The 17,550-nt window shown below is 64.7% G+C and carries 15 protein-coding genes; 3 read left to right on the forward strand and 12 right to left on the reverse strand.

The genetic code is table 11. The features are described 5' to 3' along the window. The first annotated feature begins 103 nt into the window (after positions 1 to 103). Complete coding sequence (locus AB4Z44_RS15570; RefSeq protein WP_404710608.1) at positions 104 to 277, forward strand: hypothetical protein; 174 nt, start codon at positions 104 to 106, stop codon at positions 275 to 277. A gap of 173 nt (positions 278 to 450) precedes the next feature. Here the strand turns inward: AB4Z44_RS15570 and pgl are convergent, their stop codons facing one another. The 7 genes from pgl to AB4Z44_RS15605 form a co-directional block, all read right to left on the reverse strand. After that, positions 451 to 1,152, reverse strand: coding sequence for a 6-phosphogluconolactonase (gene pgl / locus AB4Z44_RS15575; protein ID WP_404710609.1), 702 nt, complete (start codon positions 1,150 to 1,152; stop codon positions 451 to 453). Continuing rightward, positions 1,145 to 2,593, reverse strand: a complete 1,449-nt coding sequence (gene zwf, locus AB4Z44_RS15580; protein WP_404710610.1) for a glucose-6-phosphate dehydrogenase — start codon at positions 2,591 to 2,593, stop codon at positions 1,145 to 1,147. Before zwf ends, pgl begins: the two co-directional genes overlap by 8 nt. 81 nt (positions 2,594 to 2,674) lie before the next feature. After that, positions 2,675 to 3,319 carry a DUF1345 domain-containing protein gene (locus AB4Z44_RS15585; protein WP_404710611.1) on the reverse strand — a complete coding sequence of 215 codons (645 nt, stop codon included), beginning with the start codon at positions 3,317 to 3,319 and terminating at the stop codon, positions 2,675 to 2,677. Beyond that, positions 3,320 to 4,471, reverse strand: a complete 1,152-nt coding sequence (locus tag AB4Z44_RS15590) for an aminotransferase (RefSeq protein WP_404714245.1) — start codon at positions 4,469 to 4,471, stop codon at positions 3,320 to 3,322. A 67-nt stretch (positions 4,472 to 4,538) separates the two neighbouring features. Beyond that, the gene (locus tag AB4Z44_RS15595; protein ID WP_404710612.1) at positions 4,539 to 5,729 is read right to left on the reverse strand and encodes an MFS transporter; all 1,191 of its coding nucleotides are present in this window, start codon (positions 5,727 to 5,729) and stop codon (positions 4,539 to 4,541) included. 86 nt (positions 5,730 to 5,815) lie between these two features. After that, entirely contained in the window at positions 5,816 to 6,646 is an 831-nt protein-coding gene (locus tag AB4Z44_RS15600; RefSeq protein ID WP_404710613.1) for a Type 1 glutamine amidotransferase-like domain-containing protein, read from the reverse strand. A 54-nt stretch (positions 6,647 to 6,700) separates the two neighbouring features. After that, entirely contained in the window at positions 6,701 to 8,875 is a 2,175-nt protein-coding gene (locus AB4Z44_RS15605; RefSeq protein ID WP_404710614.1) for a penicillin acylase family protein, read from the reverse strand. Positions 8,876 to 9,007: 132 nt separating this feature from the next. On the opposite strand from AB4Z44_RS15605, the gene AB4Z44_RS15610 reads away from it, so the two are divergent. Then, positions 9,008 to 10,252: an amidohydrolase family protein gene (locus AB4Z44_RS15610; protein WP_404710615.1), complete on the forward strand. Its 1,245-nt coding sequence runs from the start codon at positions 9,008 to 9,010 to the stop codon at positions 10,250 to 10,252. Here AB4Z44_RS15610 and AB4Z44_RS15615 read toward each other — a convergent pair. The 3 genes from AB4Z44_RS15615 to AB4Z44_RS15625 all read right to left on the reverse strand — a co-directional run bounded on the left by AB4Z44_RS15615 (position 10,215) and on the right by AB4Z44_RS15625 (position 13,059). Next, positions 10,215 to 10,463 (reverse strand): hypothetical protein, encoded by a 249-nt coding sequence (locus tag AB4Z44_RS15615; protein ID WP_404710616.1) that lies wholly within the window; start codon positions 10,461 to 10,463, stop codon positions 10,215 to 10,217. The two genes, AB4Z44_RS15610 and AB4Z44_RS15615, sit on opposite strands and share 38 nt — an antisense overlap. 132 nt (positions 10,464 to 10,595) lie before the next feature. Then, a protein-coding gene (locus AB4Z44_RS15620; RefSeq protein ID WP_404710065.1) for an IS630 family transposase occupies positions 10,596 to 11,532 on the reverse strand; the annotation gives its coding sequence in 2 pieces (ribosomal slippage) (positions 10,596 to 11,201 and positions 11,203 to 11,532; 936 coding nt in all). 240 nt (positions 11,533 to 11,772) lie between these two features. Next, entirely contained in the window at positions 11,773 to 13,059 is a 1,287-nt protein-coding gene (locus tag AB4Z44_RS15625; RefSeq protein ID WP_404710617.1) for an MFS transporter, read from the reverse strand. Positions 13,060 to 13,145: 86 nt separating this feature from the next. Between AB4Z44_RS15625 and folE the strand changes: the two genes are divergently transcribed. Further along, complete coding sequence (gene folE, locus AB4Z44_RS15630; protein WP_404714246.1) at positions 13,146 to 13,748, forward strand: GTP cyclohydrolase I FolE; 603 nt, start codon at positions 13,146 to 13,148, stop codon at positions 13,746 to 13,748. 108 nt (positions 13,749 to 13,856) lie between these two features. On the opposite strand, the gene ligD is transcribed toward folE, so the two are convergent. Together ligD and AB4Z44_RS15640 are read right to left on the reverse strand one after the other, a co-directional pair. Continuing rightward, positions 13,857 to 16,487, reverse strand: coding sequence for a DNA ligase D (gene ligD / locus AB4Z44_RS15635; RefSeq protein ID WP_404710618.1), 2,631 nt, complete (start codon positions 16,485 to 16,487; stop codon positions 13,857 to 13,859). A 144-nt stretch (positions 16,488 to 16,631) separates the two neighbouring features. After that, positions 16,632 to 17,516 (reverse strand): Ku protein, encoded by an 885-nt coding sequence (locus AB4Z44_RS15640; protein WP_404710619.1) that lies wholly within the window; start codon positions 17,514 to 17,516, stop codon positions 16,632 to 16,634. Between the last annotated feature and the right edge of the window lie 34 nt (positions 17,517 to 17,550).

Consider the following 17,550-nt stretch of genomic DNA (forward strand, 5'->3'; position numbering starts at 1 on the left):
CCGCTATAGCGGCCACGTTTCGAAGCTGAAATACGCACGCGAAACAAGCGACACATCGGCGTGACCAGCCCGGCCAATAGGAATGGCCGAGGAGGACTGGCTTATGATTCACGAAGAGCTTCCCGGCTGCAGCTTCGGCCGCCACCGCGCCCGGCGCGTGCGGCTGGTCTACCAGGACGGCAAGATCCACTCGAAGTGCCGCGATTGCGGCTGCGAACTGGTCCGCACGCAGGCGACCAGGCAATGGTATTATTCGGGTCCGCTGGGGGTCGAGTAAGCGGATAGCTCCCTCTCCCACAGGGAAGAGGGTTGGGGCGAGGGCGAGGCCCGAGCTTGCAATCTCCCGGTTCCGACACCCTCACCCAACCTGTGTAGTCGAGCGATCATCCCCCGGACGATCGCCGAAACGACCGCACACCCAAAGGGAGAGGCTTTAGAACAGGCCCTCGTTCACGGTGCCCAGTGGATATCGATCGGCTGCTCGATCTCGGCCAGGACGCGGCCGATCGGGAGCTTCGATCCCGCCCCATCCTCGATCGCCTGCTCGACGAGCGCGCGCTTGGCATCGCCCGTCAGCGCCAGCATCAGCGCGCGTGCCTGCAGGATAGCGGCACGCGTCATCGTCACGCGCGCTACCGGGGCTTCCTTGGGCAGCGGATCGGGAGTGACGCCGATCGCGCGGCGGGTCTTGGGCGCGGTCAAGGCCGCCTCCATGTCGGGCCCGGGCAGGATCGACGCGGTATGGCCATCGCCGCCGACGCCGAGCAGCACCAGATCGGGCGGCCACTTGAGATCCTGCAGCCGTGCGTCGGCGGCATTGCCCGCCTGCACGACATCCTTGTTCTCCGCCCCGAGCGGCACGACGCGCGCACCCTTGGGAATGAAGATCTTCGCGAGCATGCCGACATTGGACAAGGCATCGGTCACCGGCACCAGCCGATCGTCGACCGGCACGATCGTCACGCGCTTCCAGTCGAACTTCATCGCCGCGAGCTTCTCGTAAGCGGCGATCGGCGTCTTGCCGCCGGACAAGGCCAGCAGGCAGGCCGCCCGCGCATCCAGCGCGCTTTCGACGATGAAGCCGATGTCGCCGGCTACCGCCTCCGCGAGCGCCGCCGCGTCATCATGCTCCCACCATTCGGCTTCAATCATGCCAGCTCACTCCATCTCTCTCCGTCAACGCGATAGCCGCCGCCGGGCCCCATGTGCCCGCCGGATAATTTTTGGGGACCATGCCGTTATCGGCCCAGCCGGCGCGGATCGCATCGATCCAGTCCCACTGGGCCTCGACCTCGTCCCGACGCACGAACAAGGTCGGGTCGCCCTCGATCAGATCGAGCAGCAGCCGCTCGTAGGCAATGCGGCGCCGCACATCGGCAAAGGCGTTCGGCAGGCCGATGTCCAGCGGAACTTCGCGCAGGCGAATGCCGCCGCGATCGAGCCCCGGCTGCTTGGCCATGATCGAGAAACGGATATTCTCATCGGGCTGGATCGTGATCACCAAGCGGTTGGGATGCAGGATCGCACCGCGCCCCGAGAACATCGAATGCGGCACCGGTTTGAACTGAATCACGATCTCGGACTTGCGCGAGGGCAGGCGCTTGCCGGTGCGCAGGTAGAAGGGCACGCCATGCCAGCGCCAATTGTCGACATGCGCCTTCAGCGCGACGAACGTCTCGGTGGCGGAAGGATCGCCCAGTTCGTCGATATAGCCCGGCACCGGCTGCCCCGCGACCGCGCCGGCCGTATATTGCCCGATCACGCTTTCACGCGCGGCATCGAGCTTGCGCAGCGACCGCAGCACCTTGACCTTCTCGTCGCGGACCGCGGTGGCGGTGAATTGCGCAGGCGCTTCCATCGCCACCAGCGCGAGCAGCTGGAGCATATGGTTCTGCACCATATCGCGCAGGCTGCCCATGCCGTCGAAATAGCTCGTCCGCCCTTCAAGACCGACCGTTTCGCCGACCGTGATCTGGACATGGTCGATCGCGCTCGCATTCCACAACGGCTCGAACAATATGTTCCCGAAGCGCAAGGCGAGCAGGTTCTGCACCGTCTCCTTGCCGAGATAGTGATCGATCCGGAAGGTCCGTTTCTCCGGGAAGACGCGGGCGACCGCATCGTTGATCTCACGGCTCGATTCGAGATCCTGACCGAGCGGCTTCTCCAGCGCGAGCCGGGTGCCCTCGCCCGCCAGCCCGGCCATCTCGAGCCCGGCAATCGTTTTTTCGAACAGCGAAGGCGCGGTGGACAGGAAGATCGCAAGACGCCCGGCATTGGGCCGCACCGCATCGCCGATCGCGCCCAGCGTCTCGGGCACCGACGCATCGGCCGCCACATAATGCAGCCGGTTGAGGAAGCGCTCCTGCACCGAGGGGTCCAGCTTGCGCTCGGCTACGATCCCGGCGAGTGCCTTGGCGGCGGTCTCGCGGAAGCCGTCATCGCCGAGCTCGCCGCGCGCGGTACCGTAGATGACGAGGTCGGCAGGCAGCAGGCCATCGGCATCCAGCCCGAACAGGCTAGGCAGAAGCATGCGCCGCGACAGATCGCCGGTGGCGCCGAACAGCAGCAAGGTCTGGGCAGGACTGGTCATGGCGTTATTCCCCGCGGGTCAACAGGCGTCGCCCCGCCTTTGCGCGCGACGCGGGCCCTGTCCAGCCTTCAAAGGCTCGCTTCAGCCGCCGCCGAGCACGTTGATCGTGAAAGCGATGATACCGAGGTTGAACACGAACGCTGCGAGGCAATGGAACATCACCACGCGACGGATGCGGCGGCTGGTGATGTTCATGTCGGAGACCTGGAAGGTCATGCTCAGGCAGGTCGAGAAATAGAGGAAATCCCAATAATCCGGCTCCTTGGTCGCCGGGAAATCGACGCCGCCCAGATCCTTGCCCTGATCGTCGGCGTAGAAAAGATGGGCATAATGGAGCGCGTAGATCAGGCTGCTGAACAGCCAGCACAGAGCCAGCGTGCCGATGATCATGAAAATCATCGGCGGTTTCGGCGTACCCTTCTGCATCAATTCGGATGCGACCGCCGCGAGCACGATGAACGAGACGAGGCAGGTGATCGCGAGCAGCAGGGCGCGATTGGCGTCGTTGCTCTTGGCCGACTGGCGCATCTCGTTCGCTTCGTCATTGAACAGAGGCGTGATGCTGATGAAGAAGACCATCGCGGCGATATCGAACGCCGCCATCGATCCGATCGCCCAGCCGAAATTGGGGATGCCGACGCCCATGCCGATGGCGATCAGCAGGATGAAGGTGAGGAAACGGGGGGGCGCGATGCGCCGTCCGAGATTGAACCTGGCGATGGCCATCTACCCCTTAAGCCCGGCGACCAGCCGGCGCGCGGCTTCGTCGAGTGTTTCATCGCTCTTGGCGAAGCACAGCCTAACGAGATGATCGACCGGCTGTTCCGCATAGAAAGGTGACAGCGGGATGGAGGCGACCTTATGCTCGTCGACCAGCCGCTTGCAGAACATACGATCGGGCTCGTCGATGCCCGACGCGCGCAGATCGACGTTAAGGAAATAGGTGCCGTCGGCGGGCAGCACCGCATAACCGCCGGCGGCAAGCGCGCCGGCAAGGCGATCGCGCGAAACCTGATAGCGCCCGCGCATGGCGGCGAAATGCGCGGCGTCCTTCGCCAGGCCGAACGCGACTGCGGCCTGCAAGGCGGGTGGGGTGGTGAAGGTGAGGAACTGGTGCGCCCGCGCGATCACCGCATGGAGGTCGGGCGCGGCGACGACGAAGCCGACCTTCCAGCCGGTCATCGAGAAGATCTTGCCCGCTGATCCGATCTTGACCGTGCGATCGGCCATGCCGGGCAACGCGATCAGCGGGATGTGAGCGCGACCATCGAACAGCACATGCTCCCACACCTCGTCGCAGATCGCGATCAGATCATGCTCGATGCAGATCCGGGCAAGCGTCTCCAACTCTTCCCGATCGAAGGCCCGTGCGGCCGGATTAAGCGGATTGTTCAGCAGCACGATCCGCGTCGCCGGCGTGATCGCGCTTTCGATCGCCGCGCGCGTCAGCCGCCAGCCCGGCGGATCGAGCCGCGCGAAGCGGGCGACGCCGCCCGCGCGTTCGACCAAGGGCCGATAGGCATCGTACATCGGCTGGATCAGCAACACCTCGTCGCCCGGGCTGATCAGCGCCAGCAGCGACGCCGCAATCGCCTCGGTTGCGCCCGAAGTGACGAGGACATGTTCGGGGCCGGCCTCGAGCCCGTGGAAACGGCGATAATGAGCCGCCACCGCCTGCCGAAGCTCGGGCAGGCCCAGCATCGGCGGATATTGGTTCGATCGCGTGAGAAGGGCGTCCGCCGCCGCCTGGCGGATATCGAGCGGACCATCCTCGTCGGGAAACCCCTGCCCCAGATTGATCGCGCCGGTGGTGCGCGCCGCATGGCTCATCTCCTCGAAGATCGAGGTTCCCATCGCGGCATAGATCGGATTGGCCATGCCGCTTCTCAGCACGCTCTTGGTGCGGGCGCCAGCGTATCGTGCCACGAACGGGGCTCCGCGGGGCTCAAACGACAGCAGACCGCATCGAAAGCCGGGTTGCCAGCCACACGGCAATCGCGCCGAGCGACCAGCCGATCCCGAGCAACATCGCGAACGGTGTCCAGTCGTTCTGCGTCGCGAACCCGAGCCAGATCGGCGGATTGACGAAGGTGGCGAGTGCCGCCGCCTGGTTGAGCAGGGCCGCCGCCGCGCCGCGGCGCTCGAGCTCCGCCACCAGCGGCAGGGTCGCCATCAGGGTCGCGACCGCGGCACCGCTCGCCATGAACCAGCAGGCCAGCGCGGCGTAACGCGACGGCAGCGCCAGCACCGGCACGAAGCATAAGGTGCCGACGACGAAGCCGACCACCGCGATTACTGCGAAGAAGGCGGTCGGTTTCATCCCGCGCGACAAGGCGAAGCCCGCCAGCAAAGATCCCGGCACCATGATCAATGTGGTGGCCGCGACCATCGACGAAGCCTGCCCCATCGACAGGCCTAGCACGCGCGAAAAATATTGCGGAAAGGCGAGATTGGCACCCAGCCCGACGCTGATCATCAGGAAGAAGGCGAACGCGAGCAGCAGCAAGGTCGGGCGGGAGTAAGCGAACCGCAGTTCCAGCAACTGGCCGCCGAGCGTGCGGCGCATCCGCACGGCATTGGGATCGATCTTCGGCAGCATCAGCCCGATCGCCGCCGCGGCCAGGAACAGCGCGCCATGGCCGTAGAAAAGCGTGTGCCATGCCGGGCCGCCCGCAAAAGCGCCGGCGAAGGCGAAGCTGATCGACGTGCCGACCGGCATATAGGTGGTCCATACCGAGAGGGCCGCGGTGCGGCGCTTGCCCTCGGTCATGCCCATCAGCATCGCTGGGCCGGCGGTATAGATGTGGACGATCGCCCCGCCCTCGATCAGCCGGGCGATCTGCAGCATCGGCACCGACGTGGCGAGGATGTAGAGCAGGTTGGCGAAGGCTGCCACGCACGCGCCGCCGATCAGCACCTTGCGCGGTCCGAACCGGTCGACGACGACCCCGCTCGGGATGGCGAGCAAGGCGGCGGGGATCGCGATCACCGAGACGAGCCAGCCGAACCCAGCCGGGCCCATGCCGAATACGCGGGCGAAATCGCCGCTCAAGGGAATGAGTTTCGGAACGGTCGCGCCGGCGGCGATCGCAAAGAGATAGACGCCCAGGATTGCGGGCCAGCTGCCAGGCTTCATTCTCCATCTCCCCTTTTTGGGGGATCGTAACCGGATGGGGCGGCGGTGGCTATCGGATTGTATCGTTCGTTATGGTTCGTCGGGTTTTAGCTGCCCAGATACCGCACTGGCAGCGGCACCTCGTCATAGCCCGTCGCGGTGCGGGTCAGCTTGAACGCCGCCGCGGTCTTCCGGCTCGACACCAGCTCGACCAACTGCGTCCCCCGATACAGCCCCGCGACGTCATTCTCCAACGCCAACCCAGGGCTGTCGAGCGAGCCGTCGGCGATGAACTTGCGATACTGGCTCTTGCGGTCGGGCCGGACATTGTAATGCGGCGTGACCGATCCGGGCAGGAAGCCGGTCGCCTTCACCGGCGCCAGCACCTTGGGGAACGAATTGGTCAGGCCCGATTGGTACCAGCAGATCTGGCCGGCGCTGCTGCCCGCCATCACCACGCCGTTCTGCCATGCGGTGTGGAGCGCCTTGTCGAACCCCCATTCGCGCCACAGGGCCATGAGGTTCTTGGTCGATCCGCCGCCGACGAAGACGATGTCCATCCCCATCAGATAATCGACGAAATCCAGCGTCTCGGGATCGTAGATGCTGAAATGCTTGACCTGCGCCGGATAAGGCGACCAGCCCATAACGAACTGGTTGAAACTGTTGGCGCTTTCGCCGGAAGCTGGCCCAAGCCAACAAATCTTGGGGTTCTTCGCCGGGGTGAGCGCCATCAGATATTCGGGCATCAGCGATTGGGTTTCCCATGGCTGCGGAAAGAATCCGCCGCCGCCGATCGCGAGAATGGTTGGCTGTTTCTCGCCGGCCGGCTGCGCCGTGACGGCGGAAGCTCCGCCTGTCAAAGTGGCCGCAGCGGCCGCGACCGCGCCCGCGTTCATGAATGCGCGGCGACTGATTTCCCCTTCGTCATGTGCCATGGACCTGCCCCCATTTGTGCAATGCACAATGCTGGGCTCGCCCCGTGGCGCCTGTCAATCGCCGGGGCGGTAGCGACGCTCGACATGCCCCTTGAGATCGTCCGGATAGAAATAGACCGGCCGCAGATCGCCGGAGGCATAACGCTCCACCTCGTCCTTGAAGTGCGGCGATTGCGGATGCCCGCTTTCGCCCCCGGCGGTCACCGCCCAGGCGCGAACCTTCGGCCCGAACTCGACCACCGCGACAAAGCTGTTGCCGCTCGTGCCATACCAGCGCTTCGTCCCCGGATAGGCCTTAGCACCGAACGAGGCGAGGCTGCCCCATAAAGCCGAGGTGAAGGGTACCGGCGTGCTCGCCTTGGCATCGTCGAAGGTCTGCCGGATTGCGGCATCGTTGCGCTGGAAGCGATTGATCTCGCCCCACGGCACCTGCCAGCGGCCGAAATCCTGCGTGAGCCTGTCGACCGCGCGATCGAACGCACCGAGCACGACATCATCAGGCTGAGCTGCCATCCGATCCCAGCGCGAATCATATCTGTCGGGCGTAGTCGGGTCGTTCGGCGGGGTCCTGCCCCACAGATCGGTACCCCAGAACACCGCGAGCGAGGTTGCGGTGCTGGCCGCCGACCAGCGTTTGTCCCACGCCTTGAGCGAGGCGACCGGATCGGCAAGCCTGTCCTTGCGCGTACCGGCCGGCATCTTCTCCCACGCCTTGGCGAGCCTGGGCACCATCACGGCGAAGGTCGGCATCCAGCTATCATACGCGATCCGCCGCAGGCCGTCGGGGGTCAGTCCGTGCGCGGCCGGCAACAAGGTGGTGGCATGATCGCCGCGCGCATTGGGGCCCACCTGATCCATGTAGCGCGGAAAGGCGGCCTGGCGCGGGCTATCCGCCCCGGCCGCACGCCATGGCGCATCGTTCGAATTGTAGAGCCAGCCGCCCTTGGGATCGATGACCGTCGGCAATTGCGCAAGCGGGGTCAGGCCGTGCCAATCCGTCTTCGGATCGGCGCCGTCGACCGGCAGCCGATAATCGAAGCGATCTTCGCGCACCGGCACGAATTGCGGGTGGAGGTAAGCGATATGCCCCTGCGCGTCGGCGTAGATCGTGTCGTTGGACGAATTGGCCTGCAACGCTGCGACCTTGCGATAGGCGGCGAAATCGGTGGCCTTGGTCCGCAGCCAGCTTTGCTCGAGCGCCGGGATCGGTTTGTTCATCAGCGCGGTCGCGATCCACTTGCCGTCCTTTGTGGCGACGATCGGGCCATGGTGGGTGCTGAAGGTCGGAAAGGTGCGCGAAGCGATCCCGCCATCGGCGGTGCGATAGCGGATCGTGATCGGCGTAGTCGTGACCGGCCGGAGCGCGCGGCCGTACCGGTAGAATATCTTGGGGCCCCGGGTGACGATCGTCTCGGCGAAATCGTCGATCGAATCGACCCCGCTCGACGTGTGCATCCAGCCGAGATGCGCGTTGAACCCCTGATAGAGGAAGAACTGCCCCCAGGTGGACGCGCCATAAGCGTGCAGCCCGGCGTCGCTGCGCATGCCGAGTTCGGAGCGGAAGAAGAAGCTGGTGTGCGGGTTGATAAGCAGCATCGCATGGCCGTCGCGGCTCAGCTTCGGCCCGATCGCGATACCGTTCGATCCGCGCGGCTCGCCATCGGGCGGGGCCAGTTGCGAAACTTTGATCGGCTCATGATTCTTGCCGTAGAAATCGGCGAGGCGGCTGAGATCCACATGCTCGATATCGCCGCCGATGCTGCCCTCGGTGAAGCTCAGCGCCATCCAGGGCTCGAAATGCGTCAGCACCTTCGGTTTCGTTTCGGAATGCGTGGCGAGGTAGAAATTGAGCCCGTCCGCCCACGCATCCATCAGCGCGCGCAGCCATAGTGGGCTCCGGCGATACTGGGCCTGAAGATCGACCGGATCGATCCACAGCCGCTGGCGCAGATCCTGCCAGATCGCGCCCTCGCCCTCCGCCTCGGCCGTGCGGCCGAGCGCGGTGAGGTAATTGGCCTCGATGCGAGGGAAATCGTCCTCGGCCTGCGCATAGATCGCGCCGAACACCGCGTCGGCGTCGCTCTTGCCGTGCACATGCGCGATGCCCCAATCGTCGCGCGTGATGTCGACATGGGCGGCCTCGGCTTTCCAGCGGGCTTGCTCGGCTGGGTTGGCGGCGAATACTGGGGTGGCAAGAAGCGTCGTCAACAGCAAGATCGTGCGCTTCACGTCGGTCTTCCCCTTACCGTCGTCCCTGCGAAGGCAGGGACCCATGTCTCTCGCCTCTTGGCGCAGCATGCGCGATGAGAGACATGGGCTCCAGCCTACGCTGGGGCGACGGTGCAGGAAAAGGGGCGATCGATGCGACTGGGATTGAGCTTGCTGGCGCTGATCTGGAGCAGCACCGCGCTTGCCGCCCCGCAAATCCTGCTCAAGCCCGATCGCGTCTTCGACGGCCAAGCCGTCCACGCCGGCTGGCAAGTTCTCGTCGAGGGCGACAAGATCATCGCCGCCGGCCCCAATCTGAATGCCCCCGCCGACGCGCAGGTGATCGATCTGCCCGGCGACACCCTGATCCCCGGAATGATCGAGGGCCACGGCCACCTCTTCCTCCATCCCTATAATGAGACGAGCTGGGACGATCAGGTCCTGCACGAAAGCCTCGCCCTGCGCACGGCGCGCGCAGTCGCGCAGGCGAAGGCGACCTTGCTCGCGGGTTTCACCACTGAACGCGATCTCGGCACCGAGGGCGCGGGTTATGCCGATGTCGGCTTGCGCGACGCGATCGCGCAGAAGATCGTGCCCGGCCCGCGTATCCTGGCGGCGACCCGCGCGATCGTCGCGGAGGGCGCCTACGGGCCCAAGGGGTTCGAACCGGGGCTGAAGGTGCCGCAAGGCGCGCAGGAGGTGAATGGGGTCGACGATATCGTCCGCGCGGTGCGCGATCAGATCGCCGCTGGCGCCGACGTCGTGAAGCTCTATGCCGATTATCATTATCAGGGGGGCGAAGGCAGCCGGCCGACCTTGAGCGCAGCGGAGATCATGGCCGCCACCGCCGCCGCGCACGACGCCGGCCGCATCGTCGCGGTCCACACGGTCACGCCCGAGGGGATGATGCGGTCGATCGCCGCACATGTCGATACGATCGAGCATGGCGACGGCGGCACAGCCGCCATCTTCAAGGCGATGCGCGAAGCGGGGATCGCTTATTGTCCGACGCTCGCGGCATCGGACGCGATCGCGCGCTATCGTGGCTGGAACGGCGCGGCGCCCTTGCCCCCGCGCATCGTCGAAACGCGCGCAGCCTTCCGCATGGCGCGTGCCGCCGGGGTCGCGATCTGCATGGGCGGCGATGTCGGGGTCTTCACGCACGGCACCAATGCGCGCGAGATGGAGCAGATGCAGGCGGCCGGCATGCCCGCGATCGAGGTGCTGGCGGCCGCCACCACGGTCAACGCCCGCGCCTTCCATATCGACGACAAGGTCGGCGCGATCCGGCCCGGCCTGCTCGCCGACCTGGTTGCGGTCGCCGGCGATCCGACCCGCGACATCTCCGCGGTGCGCCAGATCAGGCTGGTGATGAAGGGTGGCGTAGTCTTCCGCTGACCGTACCGGTCGAGGGCGGCCAACCTGGCAATATGTCGCCGCCGTTGACGAAACTATAGACGTCCAGGAAAAACATAGCGTCGTCAAAACGTTGGCGGTCGATCGAATAGGCAAGACGTCGCTCGACCGCCCGTAGTGCGAAGCGTTCGAACATATCGCTCAGCCATTCGGCTTCGATCAGTGCGGCCAGTGCCCTAAAGTCTTTGCCCATCTCATTTTGCTCCGTCGCGAACCGCAACGCGCCAAGGAAAAAAAAGATTATTCCGTAATGCGTGATTCGTCCATTTTTTGAAGTTCTGATTGGCAGAATTTAGCGAATACGCCCGTCTAGAGTCTGATGACGTTAAGTTGCACCATAGCCTGAGTTTCGCAGGTAATTGCTGCATTCATCGGGTGGGAACCGATCCAGCAGCGCTCCGACGCGCTGCCATGTTGCGTCGTGCGTTCGCTCTGCGGCCTTTCGGAGCAGGTGTTTGAGCTTGGCGAAGACCTGCTCGATCGGATTGAGGTCTGGGCTGTAGGGCGGCAGGAAGAGAAGGCGAGCGCCTCTGGCGCGGATGGCGGCCCTGACGGCGGGTGTCTTGTGGCTGGAGAGGTTGTCCATGATGACGATGTCGCCTGCGCGCAGCGTTGGGCAGAGCTGGGTTTCGACCCACGCGGTGAAGCTGGCGGCGTTGATCGGCTGATCGAACACGAACGGCGCATCGATCCGGTCGGAGCGCAGGGCGGCGATGACGGTCATCGTTTTCCAGTGGCCGTAAGGCACCTTGGCATGGAGCCGTTTGCCGACCGGCGCCCACCCACGCAGAGGCGCCATGTTGGTCTTGGCCCAGGTCTCGTCGATGAAGACGAGGCGCGCTGGATCAGGCCGGCTCTGGAACTTCTTCCACTGCTCGCGCCGCCGTGCCACTGCGGGTCGTAGCTGCTCGGCGGGGAGCACGCTTTTTTTTAAAGCTCAGGCCCTCGGCATGGACGAAACGCCAGACCTGCACATAGTCTACCGTGACGTCGCGTTCGGCGAGTTCGGCCACCAGCCCGCGCAGGGTGAAGTCTGTCTTTGCCCGCTCCAGCAACCAGTCGCGGTTGCCGCCCGACAATATGCCGATCTTGTGGCCGCCCACCTTGCCCGGAGCCACGCTGCCCGATCCGCGATATCGCTGCGCCCAGCGCACCACTGTCGCGGCGCTGACACTCAGCGCCTCCGCCACCGATCGAACCGTCTCCCCCGCCAGCACCCGCGCAATCGCGCGATCCCGCAAATCCATCGAATAGGGTTTCATCGTCGCTGGCCTCCAACCCAGCACGAAGCTTGAATCAGAAAATCAGACCCGTGTGAATCCCCCGATTCATTCAAACGTCATCCCGCTCTATTTCTTTCGATCCATAAATTCCTGGTCGACGAGCGCTCGCGTTATCGGATCGAAACCGGCGCGGCCCGCGCATGGGAAATTCCAAACCATGCCGACGAGAACCACAAGCTTGGCTGGATCAGGCACCCGCGTGCCCGCAAGGCGCCGTGCTCAGCGCGGCCCGTCGATCTGGCTCACGCGCGCCGGATCGGGACAGACCAAAGTCACTACCAGCGCCACCGCCATCACCAGCGAAACGTAGACGAAGAAGCCTGTCTCGTGCCCCGCCTGCTTGAGCCACAAGGCGACATATTCGGCGGTGCCCCCGAAGGCGATATTGGCGAGCGCATAGGGCAGCCCGATGCCCAGCACGCGGATGCTGGCCGGAAAAAGTTCTGCCTTGAACAGCGAATTGACCGACGTGTAGCCCGACAGGATCACGATCAACACGAGCATCGGCACCAACGCCGCAGCGGGCGTACGCGCATGGCCGATCATCGTCAGCAACGGCCATGTCGCGATCATGCCGACGCCGAAGCAGAAAGCGAGCATCGGCTTGCGTCCGATCTTGTCGGAAAGAGCGCCGAGCGGCGGCTGGATGACCATGAAGAAGACCAGCGCGATCGAGACCAACGTCGTCGCGGTCGCGCGCGGGAAACCCGCCGTATTGACCAGATATTTCTGGAGGTAGGTCGTGTAGGCGTAGAAAGCGAGCGCGCCGGCCGAAGTCAGCGCGAACACAGTCAGCGTCGATCGGCGATGACGGCGCAACAGCGCGATCGTCGGCTCGCTCGGGCGTTCCGACCGCGCCGGCTCAGCGGCATGGCCGCGCATCCACGCCGCTGTCAGCGCCAGGCATCCTCCGATCGCGAACGGAACGCGCCAGCCCCATTGCTCGATCGCCCTGTCGTCGAGCAACGCCTGCAGCACGCCGAGCACCGCCATCGCCGCAAGCTGGCCCGCCATGACCGAGGTGATATGGAAGCTCGACCAAAAGCCGCGCCAGCGTTTCGCCGCCATTTCCGACATATAGGCCGCGCTCGCGCCATATTCGCCGCCGAGCGCGAAGCCCTGCACCAGCCGGGCGAGCAGCAGCAGGGCCGGCGCCGCGACGCCGATCCGGCTGGCATCGGGCAGGATGGCGATCAAAAACGAACCACCGCACATGCCCGCCACCGACAGGACCAGCGCACGCCGCCGCCCGTACCGATCGGCATAGCGCCCGAGCACCCACGCGCCGAGCGGGCGCATGACGAAGCCCAATGCGAAGATCGCCGCGCTCTGCAGCAATTGCGCGGTCGCATCGCCCTCGGGAAAGAAGCGTTTCGCGAAATAGAGAGAGAAGGCCGAATAAGCGAACCAGTCATACCATTCGACCAGATTGCCCGCCGATCCGATCACCGCCGCCTTGATGGTGCCGCGGCGCCGGCGCCGATCTGCCTGATCCGGGTTTGTCATCGGCCAACGGTGTCATGCCCCGTTCGCGCGTCAAGGGCTTCGGCTCACTTCTTGTCGCACGGCCCCGGCGCGCCTAATTGCGGCGGATGACAGGCACGACCGAACCCGATCCGATCGACCACAAGCCGCACGTTCCCGACGAAGTGGCCGATGCGATCCGTACCCTCATCCGCTGGACCGGCGACGATCCCGAGCGTGAGGGCCTACTCGACACACCCAAGCGCGTGGCGCGGGCCTGGAAGGAATATTGCCAGGGCAATCTCGAAAACCCCGCGCATCATCTCAACCGTACCTTCGAGGAGGTGGGCGGCTATGACGAGATCGTGCTGCTCAAGGATATTCCGTTCCAGTCGCACTGCGAACACCACATGGCGCCGATCGTCGGCAAGGCGGCGATCGCCTATCTGCCGCGCCACAAGGTGGTCGGCATCTCCAAACTGGCACGCGTGCTCCACGGCTTCGCACAGCGGCTGCAGGTGCAGGAGCGCCTCACCGCCGAGGTGGCCGACTGCATCTGGGAGAATCTCGATCCCTTGGGTGTCGCGGTGGTGATCGAGGCGACTCACGGCTGCATGACCGGCCGCGGCGTCCGTACCCACGGCGTCTCGATGACGACCAGCCGGATGATGGGGACGTTCCGCAAGGACGAGCGATCCAGGCGCGAAGTGCTGGCACTGATGGGGTATTAAGCGCCGGACGACAAATATGACCCGTTCGTCCCGAGCGTAGTCGAGGGAGGTTCCGGGAGCCAACGTGTCTCGACTTCGCTCGACACGAACGGACTGTCTGCCCGGATTTTATAGCGCCGGCAGCCTCTGCTCGGCCTTCCCCCAGCCCTTGAGAGCGCGCGAACCTGCGCGTTTCAGCAATTCGCCTGCATCGGCGATGGTGAAGTGGCTCGCTTTGTCGATCCCGTCCAATTCGTCCCAGCCGATCGGCGCCGCCACCGGCGCATTGGGCCGCGCGCGCACCGTATAAGGCAGCACTGCGGTCGCGCCGCGCTGGTTGCGCAGCCAATCGAGGAAGATGCGGCCCTTGCGCTCGACCTTCTTCATGTTGGCCGTGAAGCGATCGGGGTGTGCCTCGCTGATCGCCAGCGCAAAGCGGTTGGCGAAATCCTTGACCGCGACCCAATCGCGGCTGGCATCGAGCGGCGCCACGACGTGCACCCCCTTGCCACCCGACAGCATCGGCCAGGTCGCCAAACCCATCTCGGCCAGCACGTCGCGCAGCTGGAACGCGGCTTTCTTGACCTCCTCGAACCCCAGCCCCTCGTCGGGATCGAGATCGAAGACGAGCCGATCGGGCATCTCGACGTTCGCGATCTTCGAGCCCCAGCCGTGAAACTCAATTCCGCCCATCTGCACGCAGGTGAGTATGCCCTTGGCATCATCGATATAGAGGTAGGGCTCGGTGGAGCCGTCCTTCTCGCGGATCGGCACATGCTTGACCGCGTCGCCGAAGCTGCCGGCATCATGCTTCTGGAAGAAGCACTGCTTGGCACGCCCCTGCGGACAGCGGACGAGGCTGACCGGGCGATCGGCGAGCCATTCCAGGATCGGTACGGCGAGCTGCTCGTAATAATCGGCCAGCTGCCCCTTGGTGATCCCGCTTTCGGGAAAGATCACCCGATCCCGGTTGGAAATCACGACGCCTGAGCCCCCTTCCGCTTTTGCGGGAGAGGATTGGGTTAGGGTCTTCTTCTTCGGCTGCGCCCCGACTGGAGCCGGCGTCTCCATCACCACGTCCCCCTGCGGCTTGTCCTCGCGCAAGCCAATGAAGCTCGGATGCCGCAGCAGCCCCTCATCGGTCACTTCGGTAAAGGCGATCTCCGCCACGAGCCTGGGCGTGATCCAATGCGCACCACGGACCGCCGCGCGCGGCGCCTCGACCGTTGCGGTTTTGCGTTCGAGCGGCTTCATCCGCGCCATCAGATCGTCGATCAGATCCATGCCGAAGCCGGTGCCGACCTTGCCGGCATAGATGAGCTTTTCGCCCTCGTGCACGCCCAACAGCAACGACCGGAAGCCGCGCCCCTTGTCGGACGGCGTCCAGCCGACGATCACGAACTCCTGGCGATGCAGGCACTTGATCTTGAGCCATGTCTTGGTGCGCAGGCCGACGCGATAGGGCGCGTCGGCACGCTTCGAGATGATGCCTTCGAGGCCCTCCCGGCACATGCCGTCGAACAGCTTTTCGCCATGGCCGACCACATGATCCGAGTAATGGATCGGTGCCGGCACGCCTTTCAGCAGTCCTTCCAGCTTCGCCTTGCGATCGAGATTGGACAGGCCGGTCAGATCCTTGCCGTCGAGGCTGAGGATATCGAACGCGAAATAGGCCAGCGTCCCGGCGCCCTCCTTGAGGCTGGCCTGCAGCGCCTGGAAGCTGGGCCGCCCCTGCGCATCGAGCGCGACGACCTCGCCGTCGATCAAGGCAGGGTGGCCGATGGTCGCCGCGGCGGCCTCGACGATCGGCGCGAACCGATCGGACCAGTCGAGCCCGGTGCGGGTAAACGCCTTGGCCTTGCCGCCGCCGACCGCGATCAGCGTGCGATAGCCGTCATATTTGACCTCGTGCAGCCAGTTCGTTCCCGTCGGGACGTGATCGACGAGGGTTGCGAGCTGGGGCGATTGGAATGCCGGCATCTTGCCTTTTTTTGCCCCGTCATTCCCGCGCAGGCGGGAATCCCTATTCTCTGAATCCCTATTCTCTGGAGCGTGAGAGTCAGACGCTTCGGAGGTTATGGATCCCCGCCCGCGCGGGGAAGACGGCGCTTTCTCTTTTGAGCCGACGCTATCCCCCTTGTTTGATTGCCACTCGCGCGCACCGCCCTTCCCGCTTGCAATCTCGGTCATCGTCCGTCCGGTCGCGACCGAGGTCAGTGCGCGATCGACCAGGTCGCCGCTGCCACCGGCAAATTCATCGTCGATCTTGCGCAGTAGCCAATTGTCGCGCTTCTCGCCCGGGCGCCGCTTGAGCCGGATCATCAGCCATTCGCCCTTCATCCGCTCGCCATGGAGGATGAAGTGCAGATGGCCCTCCACCAAGGTCTTGCGCGGATCCTTGCCGGGAATGGACTCCCATGTGCCGCGATCCCACAGCATGACCGTGCCGCCACCATATTGCCCGGCCGGGATCGTGCCCTCGAACGTCGCATAGGCCATCGGATGGTCTTCGGTCTGGACTGCCAGACGCTTGTCGTCAGGGTTGAGGCTGGGTCCGCGCGTGACCGCCCAGCTCTTCAGGACGCCGTCCAACTCGAGCCGGAAATCCCAGTGCAGCCGGGTCGCGTCGTGCTTCTGCACCATGAAGATGTTGCCGGCATCCGGGCCGATCTCGCCGGCGGGCTCGGCGGTCTGCGCGAAATCGCGCTTGGCGTTGTAGGTGGCCAGCGGATCGGCCGTTTTGACGGCGCGCTTACCCACGCTCGTCGCCCCTGCGCAGGCAGGGGCCCATGTCTATAGCGGTGGGGAGGCGACGCTGCTCAGGCCACCAGCGCTTATGGCCGGCGGTGGTGATCGACGGGAGAGCGATAGGCCCCTGCCTGCGCAGGGGCGACGGGCGGGGGTTCACCCTGCCGCCCTCTTCTTGGCAGGCGGACGCTTGGCCGGCGCGGGCTTTTCCGCTTTAGCCGCAGCCTTCTTCGCTGCCGGCCCCTTGGCCGCGCCCGGTTTCTCCAGACTCCGCTTCAACGCCGCCATCAAATCGACCACATTCGATCCGCGCGACTGGGGTTTATCGTCCTCGTCATCCGTCTCGATCGTCTTGCCTTCGCGCTTGCGGTCGATCAGGTCCTTCAGCGCGTCCACATAACGGTCGTGATAGTCGTCGGCGTGGAATTTGGCGGTCTTCTTGTCGATGAGAGTGGTCGCGAGATCCAGCAGATCCTCATCGGGCTTTTCATCGCCAATGTCGCGGAAATAGCTCGCCGCTTTGTTGACCTCGTCGGCATAGCGCAGCGTTTCCAACACAAGGCCATGCCCGCACGGTTTCAGGCTCACCACATATTCGCGGCCGCGTAGCGCCAATTGGCCGAGCCCGACCTTCTTCGCCCGGCGTAGCGCCTCGCGCAGCACGATGAAGGCTTCCTCGGCGAGATCGTCGGCAGGAACGACGTAATAAGGCTTGTCGTAATAGATGGCATCGATCTCGCCCTGATCGACGAACTGGGTCAGTTCGAGCGTCTTCTTGCTCTCGAGTTTGACCGCCTCGATCTCCTCGTCGCTGATCAGGACATATTTGCCCTTCTCATACTGGAAGCCCTTTACGATTTCCTCGGGATCGACCGGGCCGATGCCCGGCGCGACCTTCTCGTAATGGATGCGTTTGCCCGACGGCTCGTGAATTTGGTTGAAGGAGACGGTCGCGCCGCTGCGGGTGGCGGAATAGATTTCAACCGGGATCGAGACCAGAGCGAGCCTGATCTGCCCCTGCCAGTAAGCGCGCGCGGCCATGCTCGGTCCCTTTCGTTGCGAAGGCGATTTAAAG

The sequence above is a fragment of the Sphingomonas sp. MMS24-J13 genome (assembly GCF_044905095.1).
Classification (GTDB): domain Bacteria; phylum Pseudomonadota; class Alphaproteobacteria; order Sphingomonadales; family Sphingomonadaceae; genus Sphingomonas_I.